The sequence below is a fragment of the Leadbetterella sp. DM7 genome (assembly GCF_040829825.2).
In the GTDB taxonomy this organism is placed as follows: domain Bacteria; phylum Bacteroidota; class Bacteroidia; order Cytophagales; family Spirosomataceae; genus Leadbetterella.
This window is the reverse complement of sequence record NZ_JBFOLH020000003.1, coordinates 303,774-326,650: the sequence shown is the minus strand read 5'-3', so window position 1 is coordinate 326,650 and position 22,877 is coordinate 303,774. Positions and strand designations below refer to the sequence as shown.

The window sequence follows — 22,877 nt, the reverse complement described above, 5'->3', positions numbered from 1 at the left end:
TGCCTTTCGGGGCAGCCTTTTTGTTTATACTTTCTTTTTATGGGGGATCAGGAGCTTTTCTCCCCGTTGGGCGTTGTTCTTTTTCTTGCCATTGGCGGCCATGAGCGCCTCAAGGGTGATACCGTACTTGCTGGCCACCACCCGGAGGATATCGCCGGGGCCAACGGTGTGCACGGCCTGAACGGGCACTTTTATTTTGGTTACCCCTACTTTAATACCGTTCGGGTTAACGTCGGGGTTCAGGGCTTTGAGGTTATCGCTGCTGGTATTGAATTTATTGGCAATGCCGAAAAAGGTTTCGCCTTCTGTGACCACATGAATGGCGGTTTCGCCTTTGTAGGTCGATTTGGCAGGTGTTTCTACCGGTTTTGGAGGGGTCACCACGGGGGCGGGCTCCGGTTCGGGCTCTTCCACAATCTCTTCGCGTTCTTCGGCTATGGGCGTGGAGGTTTCCACTACGTCAGAATCGGTGCTGTCAATTTTTTCCATGCTTTTCATATCGGTGATATTGCTGGCATCGTCAGACATCAGGTTCCAGCCGGCATATAAAAGCAATACCACTATTCCGAAAAGTATGCCCAGCACAATTGCCGGGGTATTGGTGCCTGTGGTTTTGGGCTTACGGTTTCGCTCCTCGTTTCTCTCTTCAAATTCCATATTATTGAAAGCTGTTTTTAAGTTCTTCGTTCATCCGGGTCACTTTTTCTTTGAGCTCTTCTTTGTATTCGAGCAGCCTGAGCGCTACAGAAGGAGAAGAAGTGGCCAGGATCTGTACGGCCAGCAGGCCGGCATTTTGTGCGGCATTCAGCGCTACCGTGGCTACGGGTACGCCTGAGGGCATCTGCAGGATAGACAAAACCGAATCCCAGCCGTCAATGGAGTTGCCTGATTTCACGGGAACGCCAATAACGGGCAGAATGGTGCATGAGGCTACCATGCCCGGCAGGTGAGCCGCGCCACCGGCACCGGCAATGATCACTTTCAGGCCTCTTTCAGCGGCTGAAGTGGCATATTCCACCATTTTCTGTGGTGTGCGGTGTGCTGACACGATCTCAATTTCGTAAGGAATATCAAATTTCTCCAGTATATCTGCGGCACCCTGCATAATGTTCAGGTCCGAAATACTCCCCATTATGATTCCTATCATTTGTTCTTTGATATTACTTTGAGATTATTCTGTACAAAATTGACCTTTTCTTTTAAGTTTTCAAAATCTGCAGCCAAAATACTGACATGCCCCATTTTCCGGAAAGGCTTGGTCTGCTTCTTCCCGTAGAAGAAGGGGTAGGCATCGGGTATCTCCAGGATTTTGTCGAGCCCCAGCACTTCCGCTTCACCGGTATGCCCTTCTTCACCCAGGATATTGACCATAGCGGCCAGGGAGAAAGGAGTGGTGTTGCCCAGCGGCAGGTTCAGAATAGCCCGCCAGTGCTGGTCAAATTGTGAAACGGCATTGGCTTTCTGGGTATGGTGCCCGCTGTTATGGGGGCGGGGGGCTACTTCGTTCACCAGGATGTCACCGTCACGGGTGAGAAACATTTCTACCGCCAGTAAGCCGGTTATGCCGAAGGCGCGGGCTGTTTTTTCGGCAATTCCTTCTGCTTTTCTGCTGATGTCTTCCGGTATACCGGCGGGAGAGAACTGGTATTCGACCAGGTTGGCCACCGGGTGAAATACCATCTCCACGGGCGGGAAGCACCGGGTTTCCCCCTGGCTGTTGCGGGCAACGATTACGGCCAGCTCTTTTTCAAAATCGACAAACTTCTCCAGCAGGCCATCGGCATCAAAGGCTTTGCCGAGGTCGGCCTCCGTTCGGAGCACCTGCACGCCCCTGCCGTCATACCCACCTACCGACAGCTTGTTGACGGCCGGCAGGAAGCTGGCGTGTTGCATCACCTCTTCCCGGTTTTTTACAAGAAGAAAAGGCGAGGTAGGAATATCGTGCCCGGCAAAAAACTGCTTTTGCCGGCTTTTGTTTTTGATGGTGTCAATGACCGCCGGTTGCGGGAAAACCGATTTTCCTTCTTTTTCCAGCTGTTTCAGCGCTTCGATATTGACATTCTCAATTTCAATGGTAATGAGGTCGAGGTCTTTTCCGAAGGCATATACGGTATCGTAATCGGTAATGGAGCCGCATACAAAACGGTTAGCAATACAGGAACAGGAGCATTCGGGATCGGGATCTAAAACGGCGATATCAAGGTCAAGATCAAGGGCGGTCTGGATCAACATTTTCCCGAGCTGCCCGCCACCCAATATACCTATCTTTAAGCTTTGAATCATGAATAATGTAGTATCTTGCAAAATAACGGCAAAAGGAGCAGAAAACCTTATAATTTCGTTGCTTAGTTCGGTAGTTTAGTGCCGGGTGGTTAGTGCAGTGCAGTCCGGTGCTCCGTTTTCGTCAATGGATATATAACAGCATTATGAATAGTTTTCTTGGCCGGGCGGCGGCGTATATTTTTGAAAAACACGGGCTGAATGCGCTTCAGGAGCTGAAAATTGTGCTGCCCAGCCGGAGGGCCGCCCTGTATTTCCGGAACGAGCTGGCAGGCTTGTCGTCGATCCCGTTTTTTTCGCCGGAAATCAGCTCTATAGATGATTTTATCCAGGGCTTGTCGGGCCTGAAGCCCATAGATCCCATTGACCTGTATTTTGAAAGCTATGAGCAATGGAAAGTGCTCGATCCCGGGCAGTCGTTTGAGAAATTCCTGAGCTGGGCGCCTACGTTGATCCGTGATTTTGACCTGATCGACTCGGCGCTCCTGCCGGATCCGCACGAGCTGTTCCGCTACATGAGCGAGGCCGAGGCCCTGAAGCGCTGGGACCTGGAAGAGCATGAATTTTCGGCCGTTTCATCGGAATATTTTACCTTTTTTGATAAAATGGCGGCCGTTTATGACCGGTTGAACGAGATTTTACCCGAAAAAGGGCTGAGCTATACGGGCATGGCTTACCGGGAAGCCACCCGTCACATCCCCGAAAGCGGGTTCTTCTATTTTATAGGCTTAAATGCGCTTAGCCGGGCGGAAGAAAGAATCATTACTACCCTGATCAGGGCAAAACGGGCGGAATGTATCTGGGATTCGGATGATTTTTATATGAATTCCCGGGATAAAGCCGGGAAAAAGCTGCGGAGCTACAAAAAATCAGGGAGATACGGGGCTGAATGGAATTTCCAGGGAAACCTGCTGCAGGAAAGTGCCCGTGAGGTACATGTGTATGAATTGAGCGCTAAAACCCTGCAGGCCAGGCTGGCCACTGACCTGGCGGCCCGGTCTTCGGCGCAGAGCCACGCCCTGGTGGTATTGGATGAAAGTGATTTCCCGGCTTTGTTTATCCAGGTGCCTGCGCTTGATTTTAAAGTGAATATTTCAGGAGGGGCGGCCTTAAAAGGGTCTATGCTGATGCCGGCGCTGGAAATCCTGCTCCGGGTCATGGACACGGAGGGAGAAAATCTCCGGCTTGACCTGGTGCGTGCCCTGATGGGGAACGAGCTGCTGAAAAGTGTGATGATCCGGGAGGCGGGTGAGCGGCAGGTAGCCCAATGGGAAAAGCAGCTGGCACGAAGCACCCACCTGTACATGGCCCGTAAAAACCTGCAGTTAAAAGGAAGCGGACTGTTTGAGGCCATAGCGCTTATCCGGGAGCCGCTGTCGTTCCTGGCCGCAGCAGAACGGTTCCTGGCGGCGCTGGCGGGATCGAAGTCGGAAGAATCGCCGTTTGCCGTTACCCTGCTTCAGAAGCTGGAAATCCTGAAGTCGCGGGCTGTAAAGGGGCTCTCGGCGGCTTCGTTCCGGATTTTGTTCAATGAAGTGGCCAAAAACCTGAGCCTTCCGTTTGAAAAGCAACCCGATGCCCGCCTGCAGGTGATGAGCATGCTGGAGACCCGCTGCCTGGATTTTGAAGAAATCACCTTTTTGTCGTTTTCGGAGGGTAACCTGCCTTCGGGAAAGAAAAACAACTCGTTTATTCCTTATGATGCGCATGTATACTTTGACCTGCCGTCGTATTCCGACCAGGATGCCATCATGGCTTACCATTTTTTCCGGTTGCTGCAGCGGGCCCGGAAGGTGAATATCCTGTACCCTTTGGATACGGGCACGGGTGTGGGCCGCAAAGAGCGCAGCCGCTTTTTGTACCAGCTGGAAGAAGAGCTGTTACCCCTAAACGACAAAATGAGATTTTTTTATCCTGAAGTAGCTGTTTTACCTGCTGGTTCTATGCCTCCGCAGGCTTTCCAGGTAGAAAAGACACCGGAGATCCTGCAGAAAGTAAGGCATTTTCTGAGCCAGAGGGGACTAAGCGCTACCTCCCTGAACGAATACTTTGTCAATGAGCTGAGCTTCTACTGGAAGTATATTGAAAGAATAAGGCGAAGGGAGCAGGATGACGCGGCCATCGGGTATAATGTATTCGGTTCTATTGTGCATTATGTACTGGAAAAAACCGATGAATCGTACGTGGGGGCATTGATTACCAGGGAAGTGCTGGAAAACCAGAAACAATATGCGCTTGCTTCTTTTGATGCGCTGGTGGCCGAAAGCCAGCCTGATTTTGATTTTAAGTACGGGCTCAATGCAGTACTGAAAACCCTGGCGGCCGAATTGGTAGGTAAGTATTTTGACAAGCGGCTGAGAGAGTTTACCGGGCCTTTTTACATTGAAGGACTGGAGAAAAAATTTCAGACCACGCTGGAGATCGACGGCACCCCTGTGCGGCTGGAGGGAACGGTGGATAAAATAGAGCGCCACGGTGACCGCCTGGTGGTGATCGATTATAAAACCGGCGATGTGGATCCGGCGAAAATCAAATATCCGCCCTACAAGAAGGAGTATTCGTTAGAAGAATATCTGGCCTTGCCGGAGCTGGATAAATTTCGTCAATTATTGCTTTATAAATTCCTGATTAGTGAAGTATATGGTAAAAATGCGAAATATGAAATAAAATTCTATTCTTTTAGACGATTAGACAGTAATTTAATTTTAGAAGTAGAAAACCATACAAACGAAGAGATTCTCGAAGCCGTGCAGCACCTGGTGGTAAGGGTGGTGAGCGATCTGCTGGATGCAGGAAAGCCCTTTGCCGCCGATCCGGAGAAGAAGGTTCCGCCTTATTCTGATTTTGCGGGCTTATTGGGCAGCTCATGAAATTTTCACAAAAAAAGTGACAGGGGCTATTGCGGTGAGAGAAAAAAACTCTATCTTTGCATCCGATTTAACAGAAACGTTATCGAAAGAGAGATGGCAGAGTGGTCGAATGCGGCGGTCTTGAAAACCGTTGACTGTAACAGGTCCGGGGGTTCGAATCCCTCTCTCTCTGCAAAAAAGGGGGATTTCTTCGCGAAATCTCCCTTTTTTCGTTTATTGGCTTCGTGAAAGACGGGTTCATTGCCGGTTATTATTCGCTCATGCGGCGAACCAGCTCATCGATGCTTACCAGGGTGAAGGTAGTGACCACATCGCCGATGGCATAGGGCAGAACAAGGGTGCGCCCGATAGCCATGGCTCCGCAGGTATACAAAACATTGGGCACATAGCCGAACCTTTCTTCTTTGGTGGGCTCAAGCAGGGGCTCTTTCAGGCGCCCGATCACCCGCCAGGGCTCATCTTTGTCGAGCAGGATCACTCCCAGCGAATACGTTCTTACCGGGCCCACGCCGTGGGTGATCACCAGCCAGCCTTCGTCAATTTCGATGGGTGAGCCGCAGTTCCCGATCTGGATCAGCTCCCAGTTAAAGGTAGGTTTGACCAGCGGTTGGTAATCGTGCCAGAAATAGGGGTTATCTGAACTCATGATGTATAACGATTCGTTGTCCTGCCGGCCCAGCATCATGTAATTGCCGTTCACCTTCCTGGGGAAAAGCGCCATGCCTTTGTTTTTGGCGGCAGATCCGTTCAGGGTAGAGACTTTAAATTCTTTAAAATCGTAGGTTTCGAGCAGCTCGGGCATGACGGTTTTGCCGTCGTAAGCCGTAAACGTGGCATAATAGATGGTACTGCCGTCGTCTTCGGTAAATTTAACGAAACGGGCATCTTCGAGCCCGTTGCTTTGGGAAGGAGAAGCCGGGTAGATGGCTCTTTCCGAAATGGTGTCGGTGGAAAAGTTCAGGGTGAAGTTCGACAAAGCCAGCATGCGGACACTGTTCAGCCCCCTTTCGAGCTCGGTATTGCTGATGAGCACATTCGAATTCCGGATTTTATTGATGGCCCGTTCCAGCTCGTCAAACGTGAAATGATCGGGTAAACGCTTCAGCAGGGAATTGTTCAGATCGGAAAGAATACCCAGCTCATTGGATTTCCGTATAAAAAGATCTCTTTCATAGAGGTGCGCTTTTCGTTGGGATTCGTAGATCACCGGCGAGTTTTCCTGCAGGGTGATCCGGAAAGAGGCATCGATCTCGCCTTCCATAAAGGTGATGGAAGAAATGTGGCCTTCGCCTATGGCGCGCAGGCTGATAATAAAGCGGGTAACTCCTTCTTTGTCCTGAACCGGGTGAGGCACGATCGATGGGTTGAACAGGGCGGTCGACTCCAGGGAGTACTGCTGCGTAAAGCATGCGCCGATAAACTCTTTCTGCTCATGGGTAATTTCAATATTGGAGGGAATCCGGCTGCTGATATTTTCAAAATGCCGGAGAAAGATCGATCGTATGTCTTCGTCGGGCAGCTCGAGGCGCTCATAGATATTTCGCATGACTTTTTGCCGCTCTTCGGGCGGGGTAGAGAAGACCCGGAAGAGGATATGCTCAACCTGGGAGCTGCTACCCGGTACAAACGGACGGATGAGCGTCCGGGTAGACGAGGGAACGATCTTGATCGGAAGCTTTTTAACGGGAATCATATATTATTTACTTTTACTCCTGAGATAATAGGAAATGCTGATCAGCGACATCAGCCACGACAAGGTGGATTCTGCCCCCTGGTTCAGGTTGACGCCATCGGGATGCAGGCCGTCGCGGCAGCCTCCGCTGGCAAAGTCGTACAATACGGAAGAAGCGTTGTTCTCGCCCATAAACCAGGCAAATGCTTTCAGGGCGTAATCGGCATATTTTCCGTCTTTTACATACTCTTCTGCCTGCAGGCAGGCATCCAGCATACCGTGCGCTTCGAGGGGCTGCTGATCGAAAAGGGCTTTGCCTTCGGGGGTAAGCCAGCCTTTGTTTCCTATCGGGGAAAAGAGGTTGTCGATAAACTGCTTTTCAATCAGCCAGTCGAGTATCCTGAAGCCCCTGCTGATCATGCCGGGCTTTTTGAGAAATATTCCCGCGGCAATCAGTGCCTGGGGTATACGGCTGTTGGCATAGGTGACCACCGTATCGTACCACAGCCAGTCACGGTCTATGGTTGGATCAAAAAATGAGGACAGCTGCTGCGCTTTGCTTTCAAGAATACGGATAACCTCCGCTTCCCGGTGTACTCCGGCATGGTGAACCAGGCCAAGGATGAGGTAAGCCAGCGCACGCGGATGGGTGATGTAGCCGGTGCTTTCCAGCCCTCTTTTAAACAGGCTGTCGGAATGATAGTAGAAATTGCTGACACGTGTGTAGGCGGCCGTATAGCCCAGCGCCCACATGGTCCGGCCTGCACTGTCTTCCGAACCTTCTTCTTCCAGCCATTTCCGTTCATACGACATGAAGTTCCGGAATTTCCCGTTGGAAGGATTGAAGGCATAGTCGATAAACGACAGGTAGATGCTGGTCAGGCGGTTCAGCCGGTCGGTATCCTGTACATCGGTCTGCAGCATGACGGAAAGCATCAGGGCCCGGGTGTTGTCGTCCAGGCAATAGCCGTGCGCGCGGTCGGGAATGTTGTAGCGGGAATGCTGCAATATGCCCGTGTCATCGGTAAGCACCCGCAGGTGAAGCAGGTTAAGCGGGGGCAGCTGGAAGGCAAATTCCATATCGTTGGCCATCCGGTACCGGCTGGCGGCCTGGTCTTCTTCGATCAGCGTTTTCAGCAGCTCCACGTACTGCCGGCCGATATTCGGCCAGTAACATTGTTCCGCTAGGGCCAGCGCATTATTCCCCATCTGCCCGCGTTCGGCCTCGTTGTCGAGCAGGTAGATGATCTTCCCGCTCAACTGTTCCGAATCGTTAAAATCGAACAGGATTCCCCGGTTGCCGGCAAGCATTTCCTGTGCGTACCAGAACGGCGTGGAAATAATGGGTGTGCCTGCTCCCATGGTATAGATAAGGGTGCCCGAGGATATCTGCTTCTCACCCAGGTAGGGGATGACGTAAATATCGGCTATTTTGAGGAATTCGAACAGCTCTTTGTTGGATACGAAACGATTGATAAATATGACGTTTTTCTCTAGTTTCAGCTTGTTTACCAGGCGTATGAGCGAGTGGCGGTAGTCTTCGCCCTGGTGCTTGAGCACATGGGGGTGCGTTTCGCCCAGGACAATATAGATCACGTCCGGGTGGTTTTCCACCACCCGGGGCAATGCTTTGATGACCACTTCGATCGATTTGTTCCTGGAAAGAAGACCGAAGGTCAGCAATACTTTTTGAGTGTCTATGCCGAGCTTCTGCTTTATTTTACGGGTATCCTGCGTTTCTATTTTGTGCACTCCGTGGTGGATATGTTCGCATTTGGATGCAGAAATACCGTAGGTATCCCGGAGAATTTCAATTCCCTTTTGGGAGATGCTGATCAGCTTTTTAGAGATGCCGGCAATTTCCTGCAGTACGGCTTTCTGGCCGTCGGAGGGGTTATCCAGGATGGTGTGCAGGGTGGTGATGACGGGCATCTGTAGTCGTTTGAGAAGCTGGATAATGTGCCGGCCGTCGCGTCCGCCGAAAATTCCGAACTCGTGCTGCAGGATCACAGCGTCGAAATTATTGGTGTTCAGGAAATTAGCGGCATTGATGTACGAGGCTATCTCGTTTTGTTCAATTTCAAACTCAACGTCGGGAGGATAGTTGTAGTTTTTCAGCCCGTCGTTCATGGCGATTACAGACACGGATGTATCGTTGTTCCTGATACCTTCCAGCAGGTCTTTTGTAAAGGTGGCAATCCCACATTTCCGCGGCGGGAAATTGCCGATGAGTGCAATTTTGTTCATGTGTTGGTGTTTGGTTTTCGTGACTAACGGTTCCGGTCTCTGGTTTGCCGGCGTCCTTTCTGCTGTAGCGGGGCTATCCTGCATAGATGAAACTCCGGTCGCTGAACCGGAATTACATTTTGGCTACCACTTTCCAGAGGTCGGTATCAGACTGAAACGTGTATGTGAAGGAATGCTGATTCTGTTCATATTGACAGGTCATTGCCTTTATATATAAAACGAATTTTTCCGGGCAATTGACATATTGTTGTACCCGATAAGGAACAATATTTTCATAAATCCGGTAGGATTACGGTCAAAAACCTCTCAAATTTGCGGACATTTATTTTGTGTATGAGCCAAACCCGTAGCCGGACCGAAGCGTACAGCTTACAAGGTCCGCAAACTGTATACCCCATCTTATTTGCCATCAGCTTTTCGCACATGCTGAACGACGTGATCCAGTCGGTCATACCGTCGGTATACCCCCTGCTGAAGGAGAATTATACGCTGACGTTTGCACAGATTGGCGTGATCACCCTTGTTTTCCAGCTAACGGCTTCGCTGCTGCAGCCTTTTGTAGGCCTGTATACCGATAAGCACCCTACGCCGCGGTCGTTACCGCTGGGTATGCTGTTTTCACTTACGGGTCTTTTGTTCCTGGCTTTTGCGAAAGACTATATCCATATTCTACTGTCGGTCAGCCTCATCGGCATGGGCTCTTCGGTTTTTCACCCGGAGGCCTCGCGGGTGGCGCACCTGGCGTCGGGCGGCCGGAAGGGCCTGGCGCAATCGATTTTCCAGGTAGGCGGCAATGCGGGCAGCGCCGGCGGTCCGCTCCTGGCAGCGCTGATCGTGGTGCCTTTCGGGCAAAAATACATCGGCTGGTTCGGGGTAGTGGCCTTTATGGGCATGATTTTACTGACCTTTGTAGGCAAATGGTACCAGCAAAACCTGAGCCGCAGAAGCAGCCGGCCGGCGGCAGTGGCCGGAGGGCCGGTGGTTTCGCGCAGGCGGATCACCGTTTCCATTGGTATCCTGCTGGTGCTTATTTTCTCCAAATATTTCTACATGGCCTCCATGTCGAGCTATTTCACCTTTTACCTGATCGATAAGTTTCATGTCAGCGTGCAGCAGTCGCAGATATACCTGTTCGCTTTCCTGGCGGCGGTAGCGGCGGGTACCATACTGGGCGGCCCGGCAGGTGACCGCTACGGCCGGAAGCTGGTGATCTGGGTGTCTATCCTCGGTGCGGCTCCTTTTACGCTTCTGCTGCCGCATACGGGCCTGTACATGACCGTTTTCCTGGCGGTGATCATCGGCCTGATCATCTCATCGGCGTTTTCTGCCATACTGGTCTATGCCACTGACCTGATCCCGGGAAAAGTAGGAACGGTGGCCGGCCTGTTTTTCGGTTTTGCTTTCGGAATGGGCGGTATCGGGTCGGCCGTTCTGGGCTGGCTGGCCGACAGGACCAGTATTGAATATGTATTTTCGATTTGCGCTTACCTGCCCTTGCTGGGTATTATTACCGGGTTTTTACCGAATGTGGAGGGCACGAAGAAGCGGAGGGCGTGATATCGGCCATGGAGAAGGATGAGAATATTCACAAATAAACTTTTATGCTATGAAGAACAAGATAATGCTGCTTATGCTGGCAGGCCTGTTTACCGGTTGTGGAGAACCGGGCAGTAAAGAGACGGTAGAGCCGGCCAAACCGGATGATATTGTGCAGTTAGCAACGGGGGAGGTGAGTACCTTTGTTCTGAAAGGGGATAATACCCTTTGGGGATGCGGGTTTACGGACGGTTTCGACCAATTGAGCGATGGTTTAACCAGAAAGCAGAGTACTCTGGTAAAAGTGTATGCTGATGTAAAAGCAGTAAGCACGGGGGATTACCATACATTAGTATTGAAAAACGATAATACGCTCTGGACATGCGGCAGGAATTCGGAAGGCCAGCTGGGAGATGGTACCACTATAGACCGGAAAGAGCTTATTCAGATCACCGATAATGTAAAAGCCGTGAATGCAGCAGGGCATCATACATTGGTTCTTAAGAATGATAACACGTTGTGGGCCTGCGGAAGCAATGATTACCAATGGTTAGGCAATGATACGATTTATACTCAGAAAGATCTCATTAAAATCATGGACAATGTTAAAGCGGTAGGTGCAGGGAAGGCTCACACGCTGATCCTGAAGAACGATAACACGTTATGGTCATGCGGGTGGAATGAATTCGGTCAATTGGGCGACGGTACCCACACTACCCGGAAAGAATTCATTAAGATCACGGATAATGTAAAGACGGTTAGTGTGGGATGGGCACATACACTGGTTGTGAAAAACGATAACACGCTTTGGGCTTGCGGGTGGAACGATTATGGCCAGTTAGGCAACGGCACGAATACCTCCCGAAATGAGCTTATCAAAATTACAGACAATGTAAAAGCTGTTAGTGCCGGATATGCGCATACTTTAGTGCTGAAAAGCGATAATACTCTCTGGGCATGTGGCTATAATTTTCACAATGAACTGGGTGACGGAACAGGGGTTAACCGGAGAGATCTTGTTAAAGTCAGTGATAATGTAAAAGCGGTAAGTTCCGGAGGTGCTCATAATTTGGTGTTAAAAAATGATAATACTTTGTGGGCTTGCGGATTTAATAGAGAGGGCCAGTTAGGCGATGGCAGCTTTACCAACAGGAATGTTTTGGTACCGGTATATATATCGGGGGATAAAAAAAATTGAGCTAAGTGGTTATCCGGATCTGTCACTCCCGCAAAAGAAAAAGATATAATTACCTGAAGAAAACTTATGACCCGTTTATTTAGTCCCCTTCGCCTCAAAGGCGTTACCCTGAAAAACAGGATTGTGGTTTCACCTATGTGCCAGTACACTGCCACCGATGGTTTTGCAGCCGACTGGCACCTGGTTCACCTGGGCGGTTTTGCCATTGGCGGTGCGGGCCTCGTCATGGTAGAAGCTACTGGTATTTCGCCGGAAGCGCGTATTTCTCCGCAGGATCTCGGCCTCTGGAAAGACGAACATATTGAAAAGCTAAGCCGGATTACGGCCTTTCTGAAGCAGCAGGGCAGTGTAGCCGGTATCCAGCTGGCCCATGCCGGCCGGAAAGCCAGCACCCATGCGCCGTGGAAGGGCCGGGGCAGGGTAGAGCCGGAAGAAGGCGGCTGGCAGGTGCTGGCGCCGTCGGCGCTGGTCTATTCTGAAGACTATCCCCAGCCGGTGGCGTTAGATGCTGCCGGTATAGAAAAAGTGATCAGCGACTTTGAACAGGCTACTTTAAGGGCATTGAAAGCCGGGTTTGAGGTGATTGAGATTCATGCCTCTCACGGCTATCTCCTGCACCAGTTCCTGTCTCCTTTAACCAATCAGCGTAGCGACGGGTACGGTGGAAGCTTTGACAACCGGGTTCGCCTCCTGCTGGAAATAACCGGGCGCGTGCAGAACGTTTTACCTGCCGGAATCCCGCTTTTTGTACGGATACCCGGTACCGACTGGGCCGAAGGCGGCTGGACGCCCGATGACGCCGTGGCGCTGGCACGTATCCTGAAAGAGCGGGGTGTGGATGTGATGGATGTCACCAGCGGCGGGCTGGTCAGCCACCAGAAGATCAGCGTGGGGCCGGCTTACCAGCTGCCTTTTGCCTCCAGGGTAAAGCGTGAAACGGGTGCTGTTACGTCTGCCGTAGGGTTGATCACCAACGCCATCCAGGCCGAATCGATCCTGGTAAACGGCGATGCCGACCTCATTTTATTGGCCCGTGAATTTTTGAGAGACCCGCATTTTCCTTTGCGGGCGGCACACGAGCTGAAAGAGACGATAGACTGGCCGGTGCAATACGATCGGGCCCAATGGTAAAATGATGCCGTAACCTGTTAATTTATGCTTGAATGGAGTCGCGATCTATCTCTGAAACCCAAAACCTGTGGGCCTATGCTGCCCTGGCAGTAGTTTGTCTTTTGTGGGGCACCACCTATTTTGCCCTTCGTATCGGTGTGGAAACCTTTCCGCCGTTCCTGTTTTCGGGCATCCGGCAGGTTGCAGCGGGCGGATCACTCCTGTTGGGATTGGGGCTGGCAGGAAAACTGAAGATTACCCGTACGGATGTCCTGCATCAGGCCATTCCCGGCATACTGATGCTGGCCCTGGGCAACGGTGTGGTGGGCTGGTGCGAACGGTATATACCCAGCGGACTGGCGGCGCTGATCCTCTCGCTGATCCCGGTGTTTGTGGTGCTGATCAATTACGCCTCCGGGCTCGACCGGCGCAGGCCCCACCGGCTGATCATGACCGGGCTTTTCCTGGGTTGTGTGGGCATAGTGCTCATCTTTCGTGACAACCTCAGAGACCTGGCCCGGCCGGAATATCTTAGCGGTATGCTGATCACCTTTTTCTCCTGCCTGATCTGGGCGGCGGGCAGCGTTTATACCAAGCATAAAACCTCAGGCAGCAGTAATGTGCTGCAAAACGCCGCCCTGCAGCTCTTCTTCGGCGGCCTGGCGCTATTGCTGCTTAGCCTTTTCCTCGACGACTACCGCGAGCTGAAGACCGTTACGGCGCCGAGCATCTGGGCGCTTGTTTACCTGATCGTTTTCGGCTCTGTTGTGGGCTATTCCTGCTTTGTGTATGCGCTGAAGCACCTGCCCATCGGTGTTTCGTCTCTTTATGCCTACATCAACCCGTTTATCGCTATTTTGCTGGGCTATTTCTTCCTGCAGGAGCCGCTGACGGGCATACCTTCCTGGCGTTGGCGGCGGCGCTGAGCGGGGTGTATTGCATTAATAAAGGATATGGGAAAATGGGCGGTAAGTAACTATTTCCCGGTCGATGTGAACCGGGTGCAGCATAAAAGTTTTTTGAGATGAATACGATCATTATAGAAGAATTCCGGCCCGAATGGAAACCATACTTTGAGGCGCTGAACAAAGCGTGGATAGAGAAATACTTTGTGCTGGAAGAAATTGACCGGTGGGTATTGTCCAACCCGGAAGAAGCCATTCTCAAAGAGGGAGGGAAGATTCTCTTTGCGGTATATAACGGCCAGGTAATAGGTACCGTGGCTTTGAAAATGGCTGGTGATCAAACCGTGGAAATGGCTAAAATGGGTGTAAACGAGGCTTTCCATGGTCTCGGAGCAGGCCAATTATTATGCCGTTCCGCCATCAGCACAGCCCGTGAAATGGGCATGAAAGAGCTGGTGCTGTATACGCATTCCTCCCTCAAGCCCGCCATTGGTATTTATAAAAAGCTGGGTTTTACCGAAGTACCGGTAGAGGCGGGGAAGTATAAGCGGGCAGATGTTAAAATGAGTATAAACTTAATTTTATGAATATTTATTGAATAACTACTATATTTACATTCAGCGTAAAATAAAAATCCAACAATTTAGCTATAACTAAACAAATTGAAGAAATTTTCAATATTTTTGTCCCGCAATGTCTCCCCAAGCACTAAGATAAAGGTGTTTGAACTGTATAAAAACGGAGAAAGCTTATTTGAGCAATTTTTTGATGAAGTTGAGCAAGCTGGTAACCTTATGTCGAACTTAGCAGCAAGTATTAGAATTATAGAAGACACGGCTAATTTAAACCGGCGGCCTAAAAGTAAATTCAGACCCATTGAAGGCCATAAGCTAAACTGCAAAATTTACGAAGCCAAATCGGGAGTAATCAGAGTTTATCTGTTCCATGAGGAAAGAACGGGGCGTATAATAGTTACCGGCGGTATGAAAAGTGATCAGGACAAAGATATAAAGGGTGTTTTAAAGCTAATAAAGGAGTATATTGATGAGAACAAGTAATGACAGAATAGAGAGAATCCTGCGTGAACCGGGTTATTGGATTGAAGGAGTCAACGGTATGATGTATAATTCCATATTGGATTACATGGAAAAAAAACATCAGAATAGAACCCAGTTAGCAGCTCATTTAGGAATAAGTAAGGGACGTGTATCACAGATACTTAATGATGGTCAGATCAACTTCAGTATTGAGAAGCTTATAGAAATAGCATTGAAGATAGGGAAGTATCCGGTATTTGAACTTAAAGATGCTGAGGAGTTTAGATGTAATAAATACCGTTATAAGCATTCATTTTTTTTTGAAGGAGGCTATACAAGTATTAGTTTAAGTCAGGAGGAACCCAGAATAATATCTTTTCCCAGCCAGATAAGTAAAAAGATCGCATAAGAATGGAGGCAGAAATAAGAAATTGGTTTGAATATCGTGTTGTAAAAATTCACACTGTTAAATTCAGTTTTTCTGACATTGACGAAGCCTATGTAGATTCTTTACTTATAGATAGTAAACTTAATGGAGAATTGAATGTGCAAGTAAATGTTGACAGAGAAAAATCGACTATGTCTTTTGACATTACTTCCCATATCACGGATACTCAAAAAAACGAGCTGTTAGTTCAGCATGTAGCCCGAACTGTATATGAAGTTAAAGGAATAGATCAGGTATATACTGTTGAAAACGATTCCTACAATATACCTGACAATCTGATCATTCAACTCTACGCTATTGCATTTTCTCATGCTCGGGCATTATTAGCTACAGAGCTTAGCCCCACTGTATTCAAAGACAAGTATTTTTTACCTGTGATTGACCCGAAAGATATTCTGAGTGGTGAGTGATATGGGTTAAGTCTTTCATTGTAGGGTTATGCTTTAGAAAATGTTCGTTAGAAAGAACGTTTGATACAACAATTCGAATTTCTAATGCTTAACTGAATATGGTCTCTTCTCTAAACACTTATCCGTATCCCATGACTATTTGTTAATTCATCCATGTATAAAAAACTCCCCAACCTGTGTATAAATCTATACACTTCTAACGGCAAGTATTTAAATTCTGAGGTTCAAAGAGGGTATAGATCATTTTTATAATAGGGAGCTAAGAATTTTATAACAAGATTCTTACGGGTAAAATGACGTGCCGGATCAGGGAAACAGCCATTTCCCTGGTACAATTATCGCCTTTCTATTTCAACAACATCACATCAATATCATGAGAAATTACATTTTGCCATTTGCTCTCGGCATGTCTGTGAGCATGGTGGTACTTACACAAGCTATCAACGGGAAACGGGATCTGCACGGTTATTCTCAGTCAGACGACTACCAGTTCGTAAAAAGTGCCATTGAAGACGGAATTGCCGAGGTATTGTTCGGGAACCTGGCACTGGAGCAAAGCGCAACCGAGCCGGTGCGGCAGCTTGCTGAAATGCTGGTGACAGATCACCAGAAAGCAAACAGCCAGCTGAAAAAGATAGTGAAACGGAAAAATTATACGGATTTGCCGGATGCCTCTTCAGCAAGCTCCAGGGCCAATTATACCCGGATAAGCAATTTAAGCGGGACAGAGTTTGACAAAGCCTTTGCCAGACAGATGGTGGAGGACCACGAAAAAACCGTTAACGCTTTTCTCCGCCAGATAGAGAACGGGAAAGACAAGCAGCTGACCAGCTGGGCACGGAAAACATTGCCTACCTTACAGAAGCACCTGGAGCATGCCAGAAACCTGGCGGAAATTTTAAATGCATAGGCAATATCCCATTTTGAGCAATGCGGCGTTTTTCATGAAAACAATTTAACAGAACATGGAATACCGCATACCCGGCCTGCAACAGGCCGAACTCGCCTTTACGGGAGAAATCATTCTCCGTACCACCTGCATGTTTCTGCTCATCATTATCCTCCTCCGGCTGACGGGCCGGCGGGGTGTACGTCAGCTTACCTTATTTGAAGTGGCTATGATCCTGGCCCTGGGCTCGGCGGCCGGTGACCCGATGTTCCAGAAAGAAGTGCCGGTGTTCTACGCCATCGTGGTATTCGGCATCGTACTGGCCTGGTATAAGCTTATTACCTTCCTGGCCTCACGTTCGAAGCTGCTTACCCGCCTGCTGGAAGGGAAGGAAATGGTGGTCGTAAAAAACGGTATGTTCAATATCGAAGAGAATAGAAGAACCGACTTCTCCCAAAACGAGTTTTTTGCCGAACTCCGGAACCAGTCGGTAGAGCACCTGGGGCAGGTGAAAATCGCGCTGCTGGAAGTAGACGGTACCATGAGCATCCTCCGGTATCCTGAACAGGAAGTGCGCTACGGCCTGCCCCTTTTTCCTGTAGATACCACCGCGACGGATAACCACGCCCCCAGGGTTTGTACGTTCTGCGGAAAAGTGGAAGAATCCGGAAGCCGTATTCTGCGGTGCAGCCGCTGTGGCAAAAATGAGTGGACCACCGCCATTAATACGGCCTGAAAGCCGCTCTTCTGATTACTGAACATTTTAAACAACCAGTAACTTTTAAGCACATGAAATAGCCATGAGCAGTCAGCTATCAGCTATCAGAAGTCGGGCACACCAACCGGCCCATGAATAAGCGCTCCGCCGCTGCGGCTGATAGCTGAAGGCTGAAAGCTAAAATTTTATACACATGAAAAATTATCCACAGAAGAGCCAGTTGAAGCATCAGCCGGCGGAAACCGCCGAAATGGATGAAAAACCTGTTGTTTGTTCTGCATTCGGGACTTATGCAGGTGTTAATCTCCGGGATAAGGTAGCCATTATTACCGGTGGCGACAGTGGGATAGGGCAGTCCGTGGCCCTGTTATATGCCGGTTACGGAATACGGAGCGTTATTGTTCATTACAACGAGCCCGACGATGCGGCAATCACCCTGGAACAGATAAAAGCGGCAGGAGCAGAGGGTATAGCCATACAGGGCGATATCCGCGATCGTTCTTTCTGCCGGCAGGTGGTGGAAGAAACCATAAATACTTTTGGCAGGATAGATATCCTGGTCAATAATGCGGGCGTCCAGTATCCGCAAAATGACCTTTCACTTATCAAAGAAGAGCAGCTGATCCAGACTTTTGCCGTAAATGTTTTCGGCATGTTTTACCTGACGCAGGCCGCTTTGAAATACATGAAGAAGGGAGGCTGCATTATCAACACCTCATCGGTTACGGCGTTCCGGGGGAGCGGCCATCTGGTCGATTATGCTGCTACGAAAGCGGCCATTGTCGGGTTTACCCGTTCGCTGGCGCTGCAGCTGGCTGAAAAAAAGATCCGGGTGAATGCCGTAGCGCCGGGGCCCGTACTGACCCCGCTTATCCCGGCATCGTTTGACCCGGAACATGTGGCTGTGTTTGGAGAAGATACCCTTCTGGGCCGCAAAGGCCAGCCTTACGAAATAGCTCCCTCATACCTCTTCCTGGTGCTGGAAGAAAACAGCTACATGACCGGCCAGGTGCTGCATCCTAATGGTGGAGATAGTATGGCCTGACCATTTCCTATAAAAAAGGCTGCCGTGATGGCAGCCTTTTTGCAACAGTTGCGTTGACTTAGTCAAATTTTAACCCCTCTATAAACGCATTGATCTGCTCTTTTGTTTCCCCCGTTTTTTTCTGAATTCTTCCTATCAGCTCATCTTCCCGGCCTTCTTCGTACAGGAGGTCGTCGTCGGTAAGATCCGCCCATTCCTGCTTTAACATCCCTTTGATCTGGTTCCAGTTTCCTTTTAGCTTATCCTGAAATGTGCTCATTGTTATATGTGTTTAAGATTAAGAATATACCTCCCAGTAGTGCAAAGAGAAGGCCGTTTTGGTGTGATCGGGTATGTTTTATTGTAATTTACTTATATACAGTAATTTATGTTTTTTGTATTTTAGAATGCTGGCAGGCTGTAGCACTTAAAGTGTGTATAATGTTCTACACTGTGGGTAATCTGTACACCATTTGGCCGGGTCAGCCCTTTTGTAAATGTATAATCTGAGAGGATAAGCCCGCTCCGAAAATGCTCCTACCGTATAGCCACCTGATCCGGTAGTATCCTGTCCCTGGTGTTGCTCTGCTTCCGCACAATGAGGATAATAATACACAGGGTACCTTCTTTGTGTTGTTTTTAAATGTGTGATAATAAGTAGTTTGTGTTTGTGGTACAATGTATGCCATTCTTTTGGCAAACTAAACAATTTTATACTATGAAACGTAACACATCGCGCTCTTCCAGCGCCAGCCACCAGGGGAACAGAGGTTCCGGTTCAAGAAGCACCCGACCCACAAGCCATCGCTATTCAGGCGATAACGATTACGATGAGGAAGATTATGATTCCGCTTATGAGGAGGGGTACCAGCATGGTTACGAAGATGCCATGAATGAATTGTCGTACGATGAGGATTACGATGATGACGAGTACGACGAAGACTACGATGACGAGGATTACGATGATGAGGATTATGACGACGATGAGGATGACGATGATGACCGGCGTTCGGGCTCTTCCGGTCGGAGCAGCAGAAGCTCCGGCAGGTCTTCCCGGGGTGGTCGCTCCGGCAGAGCATCCGCTGGCCGGTCGCGGTCCTCGTCATCGGGACGGGGCTCATCGGGATCACAGCGGGGCGGAAGCTCTTCAGGAAGCAGGGGCGGTTCATCCCGCGGATCGGGTAGCTCTTCGGGTTCCGGAAACTCGCGCCGGGGCTTTGCCGCCATGTCCAAAGCACAGCGTACGCGCATAGCCCGCATGGGAGGTAAGGCGTCCGGAAGAGCCCGGAGTGGCTTCGGTGGCCGGAACCGTTAAACCGGCGAACTACAGCTGCCAGCCGGTTTTGGCCAGGCATATCCGATTAGTGCAGAAAGAACGGGCCGGCAGCTGTTTTCAAAACCTTTTAATTTAAATAGCATGAAAAATTCAGATTCATTCTCTCCGCTTTCCCGGGAAATCCTGGAAAACAAATATAAGCCTCTTTTCCAGTTCTTTACAGACGGTATCAAAGACCTGTACTGGGCTGAAAAAGCCATTGAGACGGCTTTAGGCAAGAATAAACAGCTGGCTCGCACAGAAGAGCTTTCAGAAGCGCTGGAAGATCATGAAATGCAGACCCGAAAACACATTTCACGCCTGGAAAAAGTTTTCCAGGCCCTGAAGGTGGAGCCGGAAGCCAAAAAATGCGAAGCCATGGCCGGTATTCTCAAAGAAGCCGAAGAAATTGTTTCCAAAACTCCGGAAAAGTCCATGACCCGCGACGCCGTGCTTATCATTGCAGCACAGAAAATAGAGCATTATGAAATCGCAAGCTACGGCGGACTCGTTCAGATAGCGCTTACTTTCAATATGGACGCTATTGCCGATATCCTGGAAAAAACCCTGGATGAGGAAGAAGAAACAGACCTGCTCCTGACCGATATAGCAGAATCTCATATCAACCTCGAAGCAGCGGAAGAAGAAGACCAGGACGTTGCCGGCTTTAAAGAGACATCGGCCAGAAGCGCTAAAAGCGGTGAAAGCAGTAAAAAGACACTTTAACTCACATCTTTTCTTTTCCGAACGGGTTTTAATAAGTAATAAGAGGGTCGGCCGATTGCCCTCTTATTCTTGCTCAACCCGGAACATAACTGCATTGGGGGTAACACTGTGGAAATTTTTACACACATGATTCTCCGGTGTTGATTATTTTACTCACCCGGTAACTTTTATCCGGGGCATTTGTTTTGCATATTTTGCTGACTATGAGTATATTGTTGGTAATGGAGGAAGGCCGGAGGTAAATATGGTACTGTAATTGCCCGGGCTTTAATTCAACTACGACTATTCATTAAACTAAATACTATAGCTATGAGAAACCTATTGTGGTTAATTGCGGTGATTTGCATCCTCGTATGGATTTTGGGCATGCTTGGCCTGGGAGCGGGCATGGCCCTCGGAAACTTAATTCATATACTTCTGGTAATTGCGCTGATAGTGGTGCTTTACAACATTATTTCAGGCCGGAGGCCGGGAGACGGCTTATAAGTCCGTCTCCCGCCACCCTCTGTCCGCAGGATAATTTAAGCTGGCAGCAAAGGAAAATAAAAGCCGGGAATCCACGTTATATCTATAGCCGTTTTTTCACCCGGAAAAAAGGGCGTTAACAACGAACAGCACATTTGTTTGCTTTACATCAGGCCTTGAAAAATATAAGGTATTTCTTTATTGATTACCAACTATTTAACCACAGATATGAATAAAATCTTATTTCTTAGCCATGATCCTCTCTTAAATGAAATGTTTGCTTCCGGTGCAAGGGAGCTTTCCTGCCAGCTCATTGTGGAACCGGATCTCATTAAGGGAATTGAAATCATTCGCGGGGGCCACTGCAATGCCGTCCTGGCCTGTGTCCCGTTAATGACAGAACGCTGTCCCAGGCGGATTTTAAAGAGCATACACGAGGTAAATCCTTACATTCCGGTATTTTTTATCCTGAATGACCTTGATTTAGCGCTTGCTATTTCGCTTACCAAGCTGGGCGTGGAATACTGCTATACCCGGCCTTTTGCTGTAGAAATGGTCCTTGAAAATATCCTGAAAACGCTGACCGTACGCACTCCGGCCCTGATTGTCCGCAAAAAAGGTCCGGGTTCCAGGTACTTTGAGGCGTTCAGCGAAGCGGCTATCCAGCTGTATACCCAGATCGATACCGTGGCCGATACCAACTTTAAAGTGATCATTTACGGGGAAACCGGTACAGGAAAAGAATCTGTGGCCCGGCGCCTCTGCAAAGGTGTTTTTAAAGACCGGCCTTTTGTGGCCGTAGATTGCGGGTGCTTAAGCAGGGAGCTGGCAGCCAGTGAATTATTCGGCCATAAGAAAGGGAGCTTCAGCGGTGCATTTGAAGATAAGACCGGCGCATTTGAGGCAGCGCATAACGGGACGATTTTCCTGGACGAAATCGGCAACCTTGACTATTCGGTTCAGATCCTGTTGCTGCGGGCCATTGAAGAAAAAAAGATAAAGAAAATAGGCTGCAATACGGAGATCGATATTAACGTACGGATCATCGTGGCTTCCAACGAACGGCTTTCCGAAGCGGTGGAAAGCGGCCGGTTCAGGGAAGATCTCTATTACCGCCTGAATGAATTCGAGATCAATATCCCGCCGTTACGGGAGCGGATGGAAGACCTGGAACCTTTCATTAATTTCTTCATCCAGGAAACCAACGATGATTTAAACAAGGAGATCAGGGGCGTAAGCCCGGCTTTGCTGAAAAAATTTATGGCATACTCCTGGCCGGGAAATCTCCGCGAGCTGAAGAATGTGATCCGCCGGGGTTGCCTGATGGCTGGCCGGGAGATCACCCCCGACTGCATGGCAGAAGATTTCATGGAGAAATTGAACGCCGAATACAAAAGCCGGGAATTCCAGGATAAGCTTCCTGAAAACGCTCCGGATAGCGGGCTTAAATACAAGAGCGTGGTGGCTGAATACGAAGAAATCCTGAAAGTGCTGGAAGAAGAAAAATACAATAAAAGCCGGGCCGCCCAACGACTGAACATTAACCGCAAAACCCTCTACAACAAGATCAGCACCTACAATAAGCTCATACAAAGCCAATGTAGTTATTCCTGAGAAACGATAATCCGGACAAAAAGAGCGAACTTTGCAAATCACCTTATCCGCAATCCGGATCATAAATTTCAAAGATATGGAACCCATTACCTGGGACGATTTCGCTAAAATAGACATCCGCACCGGCACCATAATAGCCGCGGAAGTTTTCGCTGAGGCCCGTAAGCCGGCCTATAAGATCCGGGTAGATTTCGGAGAAGCGGGCATCCGTACCACCTCGGCACAGGTGACCCGTTTATATCGCCCGGAAGAGATTATCGGGAAACAGGTGGTGGGTGTGCTGAACTTTCCACCCAAGCGGATAGCCGGCCTGAATAGCGAGTTTCTCCTGCTGGGTGCCGTAAATGAAGAGGAAGTGACACTGCTTACTGCCGATAAGCCGGTGAAAAATGGCCTGAAAATAGGGTAGCAGC

23 protein-coding genes and 1 tRNA gene are annotated in these 22,877 nt (G+C 49.3%); 18 read left to right on the top strand and 6 right to left on the bottom strand.

Annotation, left to right across the window (positions count from 1 at the left end; translation table 11 throughout):
* Positions 1-24 precede the first annotated feature (24 nt).
* From AB2U10_RS05155 to AB2U10_RS05145, 3 genes are read right to left on the bottom strand one after another with little or no spacing between them, the layout of a single operon-like run.
* The gene (locus AB2U10_RS05155; RefSeq protein ID WP_367913079.1) at positions 25-657 is read right to left on the bottom strand and encodes a LysM peptidoglycan-binding domain-containing protein; all 633 of its coding nucleotides are present in this window, start codon (positions 655-657) and stop codon (positions 25-27) included.
* Position 658: 1 nt separating this feature from the next.
* The gene (gene purE / locus AB2U10_RS05150; protein ID WP_367913080.1) at positions 659-1,147 is read right to left on the bottom strand and encodes a 5-(carboxyamino)imidazole ribonucleotide mutase; all 489 of its coding nucleotides are present in this window, start codon (positions 1,145-1,147) and stop codon (positions 659-661) included.
* On the bottom strand, positions 1,144-2,283 hold the full coding sequence (locus AB2U10_RS05145; protein WP_367913081.1) for a 5-(carboxyamino)imidazole ribonucleotide synthase: 1,140 nt from the start codon (positions 2,281-2,283) through the stop codon (positions 1,144-1,146). The genes purE and AB2U10_RS05145 overlap by 4 nt, the downstream gene beginning before the upstream one ends.
* A 143-nt stretch (positions 2,284-2,426) precedes the next feature.
* On the opposite strand from AB2U10_RS05145, the gene AB2U10_RS05140 reads away from it, so the two are divergent.
* Positions 2,427-5,150 (top strand): PD-(D/E)XK nuclease family protein, encoded by a 2,724-nt coding sequence (locus AB2U10_RS05140; RefSeq protein WP_367913082.1) that lies wholly within the window; start codon positions 2,427-2,429, stop codon positions 5,148-5,150.
* 87 nt (positions 5,151-5,237) lie between these two features.
* A tRNA-Ser gene (locus AB2U10_RS05135) sits at positions 5,238-5,322 on the top strand.
* 78 nt (positions 5,323-5,400) lie between these two features.
* Here AB2U10_RS05135 and AB2U10_RS05130 read toward each other — a convergent pair.
* Entirely contained in the window at positions 5,401-6,843 is a 1,443-nt protein-coding gene (locus AB2U10_RS05130; protein WP_367913083.1) for a glycoside hydrolase family 130 protein, read from the bottom strand.
* 3 nt (positions 6,844-6,846) lie between these two features.
* Positions 6,847-9,069, bottom strand: a complete 2,223-nt coding sequence (locus tag AB2U10_RS05125; protein ID WP_367913084.1) for a glycosyltransferase family 4 protein — start codon at positions 9,067-9,069, stop codon at positions 6,847-6,849.
* 333 nt (positions 9,070-9,402) lie between these two features.
* On the opposite strand from AB2U10_RS05125, the gene AB2U10_RS05120 reads away from it, so the two are divergent.
* The 11 genes from AB2U10_RS05120 (at position 9,403) to AB2U10_RS05070 (ending at position 18,365) form a co-directional block, all read left to right on the top strand.
* Positions 9,403-10,626: an MFS transporter gene (locus tag AB2U10_RS05120; RefSeq protein WP_367913085.1), complete on the top strand. Its 1,224-nt coding sequence runs from the start codon at positions 9,403-9,405 to the stop codon at positions 10,624-10,626.
* Positions 10,627-10,675: 49 nt separating this feature from the next.
* The gene (locus AB2U10_RS05115) at positions 10,676-11,803 is read left to right on the top strand and encodes an RCC1 domain-containing protein (RefSeq protein WP_367913086.1); all 1,128 of its coding nucleotides are present in this window, start codon (positions 10,676-10,678) and stop codon (positions 11,801-11,803) included.
* A 66-nt stretch (positions 11,804-11,869) separates the two neighbouring features.
* Positions 11,870-12,934: an NADH:flavin oxidoreductase/NADH oxidase gene (locus AB2U10_RS05110; protein ID WP_367913087.1), complete on the top strand. Its 1,065-nt coding sequence runs from the start codon at positions 11,870-11,872 to the stop codon at positions 12,932-12,934.
* Between the two features lie 32 nt (positions 12,935-12,966).
* Complete coding sequence (locus tag AB2U10_RS05105) at positions 12,967-13,839, top strand: DMT family transporter (RefSeq protein WP_367913088.1); 873 nt, start codon at positions 12,967-12,969, stop codon at positions 13,837-13,839.
* Positions 13,840-13,937: 98 nt separating this feature from the next.
* Entirely contained in the window at positions 13,938-14,405 is a 468-nt protein-coding gene (locus AB2U10_RS05100) for a GNAT family N-acetyltransferase (protein ID WP_367913089.1), read from the top strand.
* A gap of 75 nt (positions 14,406-14,480) precedes the next feature.
* Positions 14,481-14,876, top strand: a complete 396-nt coding sequence (locus tag AB2U10_RS05095) for a hypothetical protein (protein ID WP_367913090.1) — start codon at positions 14,481-14,483, stop codon at positions 14,874-14,876.
* Complete coding sequence (locus AB2U10_RS05090; RefSeq protein WP_367913091.1) at positions 14,863-15,264, top strand: helix-turn-helix domain-containing protein; 402 nt, start codon at positions 14,863-14,865, stop codon at positions 15,262-15,264. Before AB2U10_RS05095 ends, AB2U10_RS05090 begins: the two co-directional genes overlap by 14 nt.
* Before the next feature lie 2 nt (positions 15,265-15,266).
* Positions 15,267-15,713, top strand: a complete 447-nt coding sequence (locus AB2U10_RS05085) for a hypothetical protein (protein WP_367913092.1) — start codon at positions 15,267-15,269, stop codon at positions 15,711-15,713.
* A gap of 373 nt (positions 15,714-16,086) precedes the next feature.
* Positions 16,087-16,623, top strand: a complete 537-nt coding sequence (locus AB2U10_RS05080) for a DUF4142 domain-containing protein (protein ID WP_367913093.1) — start codon at positions 16,087-16,089, stop codon at positions 16,621-16,623.
* A 55-nt stretch (positions 16,624-16,678) separates the two neighbouring features.
* Positions 16,679-17,338: a YetF domain-containing protein gene (locus AB2U10_RS05075; protein ID WP_367913094.1), complete on the top strand. Its 660-nt coding sequence runs from the start codon at positions 16,679-16,681 to the stop codon at positions 17,336-17,338.
* A gap of 175 nt (positions 17,339-17,513) precedes the next feature.
* Positions 17,514-18,365, top strand: coding sequence for an SDR family oxidoreductase (locus AB2U10_RS05070; RefSeq protein WP_367913095.1), 852 nt, complete (start codon positions 17,514-17,516; stop codon positions 18,363-18,365).
* Between the two features lie 58 nt (positions 18,366-18,423).
* Here the strand turns inward: AB2U10_RS05070 and AB2U10_RS05065 are convergent, their stop codons facing one another.
* A complete protein-coding gene (locus AB2U10_RS05065; protein ID WP_367913096.1) occupies positions 18,424-18,624 on the bottom strand; it encodes a CsbD family protein in 201 nt (66 codons plus the stop codon).
* Between the two features lie 438 nt (positions 18,625-19,062).
* Here AB2U10_RS05065 and AB2U10_RS05060 point away from each other — a divergent pair, with 438 nt between their 5' ends.
* The 5 genes from AB2U10_RS05060 to AB2U10_RS05040 all read left to right on the top strand — a co-directional run bounded on the left by AB2U10_RS05060 (position 19,063) and on the right by AB2U10_RS05040 (position 22,873).
* The gene (locus tag AB2U10_RS05060) at positions 19,063-19,659 is read left to right on the top strand and encodes a hypothetical protein (protein WP_367913097.1); all 597 of its coding nucleotides are present in this window, start codon (positions 19,063-19,065) and stop codon (positions 19,657-19,659) included.
* Between the two features lie 102 nt (positions 19,660-19,761).
* Positions 19,762-20,385, top strand: coding sequence for a YciE/YciF ferroxidase family protein (locus AB2U10_RS05055; protein ID WP_367913098.1), 624 nt, complete (start codon positions 19,762-19,764; stop codon positions 20,383-20,385).
* Positions 20,386-20,694: 309 nt separating this feature from the next.
* A complete protein-coding gene (locus AB2U10_RS05050; protein WP_367913099.1) occupies positions 20,695-20,871 on the top strand; it encodes a lmo0937 family membrane protein in 177 nt (58 codons plus the stop codon).
* 207 nt (positions 20,872-21,078) lie between these two features.
* Positions 21,079-22,464, top strand: a complete 1,386-nt coding sequence (locus AB2U10_RS05045; protein WP_367913100.1) for a sigma-54-dependent transcriptional regulator — start codon at positions 21,079-21,081, stop codon at positions 22,462-22,464.
* 76 nt (positions 22,465-22,540) lie between these two features.
* A complete protein-coding gene (locus AB2U10_RS05040; protein ID WP_367913101.1) occupies positions 22,541-22,873 on the top strand; it encodes a tRNA-binding protein in 333 nt (110 codons plus the stop codon).
* Positions 22,874-22,877 lie beyond the last annotated feature (4 nt).

What these genes read in the sequence shown, in the direction of transcription:
- AB2U10_RS05060 (WP_367913097.1), top strand. Translation starts at nt 19,063, where the DNA reads ATGAAACGTAACACATCGCGCTCTTCCAGCGCCAGCCACCAGGGGAAC.
- AB2U10_RS05050 (WP_367913099.1), top strand. Translation starts at nt 20,695, where the DNA reads ATGAGAAACCTATTGTGGTTAATTGCGGTGATTTGCATCCTCGTATGG.
- purE (WP_367913080.1), bottom strand. Translation starts at nt 1,147, where the DNA reads ATGATAGGAATCATAATGGGGAGTATTTCGGACCTGAACATTATGCAG.
- AB2U10_RS05040 (WP_367913101.1), top strand. Translation starts at nt 22,541, where the DNA reads ATGGAACCCATTACCTGGGACGATTTCGCTAAAATAGACATCCGCACC.
- AB2U10_RS05090 (WP_367913091.1), top strand. Translation starts at nt 14,863, where the DNA reads ATGAGAACAAGTAATGACAGAATAGAGAGAATCCTGCGTGAACCGGGT.
- AB2U10_RS05065 (WP_367913096.1), bottom strand. Translation starts at nt 18,624, where the DNA reads ATGAGCACATTTCAGGATAAGCTAAAAGGAAACTGGAACCAGATCAAA.
- AB2U10_RS05120 (WP_367913085.1), top strand. Translation starts at nt 9,403, where the DNA reads ATGAGCCAAACCCGTAGCCGGACCGAAGCGTACAGCTTACAAGGTCCG.
- AB2U10_RS05130 (WP_367913083.1), bottom strand. Translation starts at nt 6,843, where the DNA reads ATGATTCCCGTTAAAAAGCTTCCGATCAAGATCGTTCCCTCGTCTACC.
- AB2U10_RS05055 (WP_367913098.1), top strand. Translation starts at nt 19,762, where the DNA reads ATGAAAAATTCAGATTCATTCTCTCCGCTTTCCCGGGAAATCCTGGAA.
- AB2U10_RS05045 (WP_367913100.1), top strand. Translation starts at nt 21,079, where the DNA reads ATGAATAAAATCTTATTTCTTAGCCATGATCCTCTCTTAAATGAAATG.
- AB2U10_RS05100 (WP_367913089.1), top strand. Translation starts at nt 13,938, where the DNA reads ATGAATACGATCATTATAGAAGAATTCCGGCCCGAATGGAAACCATAC.
- AB2U10_RS05110 (WP_367913087.1), top strand. Translation starts at nt 11,870, where the DNA reads ATGACCCGTTTATTTAGTCCCCTTCGCCTCAAAGGCGTTACCCTGAAA.
- AB2U10_RS05145 (WP_367913081.1), bottom strand. Translation starts at nt 2,283, where the DNA reads ATGATTCAAAGCTTAAAGATAGGTATATTGGGTGGCGGGCAGCTCGGG.
- AB2U10_RS05155 (WP_367913079.1), bottom strand. Translation starts at nt 657, where the DNA reads ATGGAATTTGAAGAGAGAAACGAGGAGCGAAACCGTAAGCCCAAAACC.
- AB2U10_RS05070 (WP_367913095.1), top strand. Translation starts at nt 17,514, where the DNA reads ATGAAAAATTATCCACAGAAGAGCCAGTTGAAGCATCAGCCGGCGGAA.
- AB2U10_RS05115 (WP_367913086.1), top strand. Translation starts at nt 10,676, where the DNA reads ATGAAGAACAAGATAATGCTGCTTATGCTGGCAGGCCTGTTTACCGGT.
- AB2U10_RS05085 (WP_367913092.1), top strand. Translation starts at nt 15,267, where the DNA reads ATGGAGGCAGAAATAAGAAATTGGTTTGAATATCGTGTTGTAAAAATT.
- AB2U10_RS05140 (WP_367913082.1), top strand. Translation starts at nt 2,427, where the DNA reads ATGAATAGTTTTCTTGGCCGGGCGGCGGCGTATATTTTTGAAAAACAC.
- AB2U10_RS05105 (WP_367913088.1), top strand. Translation starts at nt 12,967, where the DNA reads ATGGAGTCGCGATCTATCTCTGAAACCCAAAACCTGTGGGCCTATGCT.
- AB2U10_RS05080 (WP_367913093.1), top strand. Translation starts at nt 16,087, where the DNA reads ATGAGAAATTACATTTTGCCATTTGCTCTCGGCATGTCTGTGAGCATG.
- AB2U10_RS05125 (WP_367913084.1), bottom strand. Translation starts at nt 9,069, where the DNA reads ATGAACAAAATTGCACTCATCGGCAATTTCCCGCCGCGGAAATGTGGG.
- AB2U10_RS05075 (WP_367913094.1), top strand. Translation starts at nt 16,679, where the DNA reads ATGGAATACCGCATACCCGGCCTGCAACAGGCCGAACTCGCCTTTACG.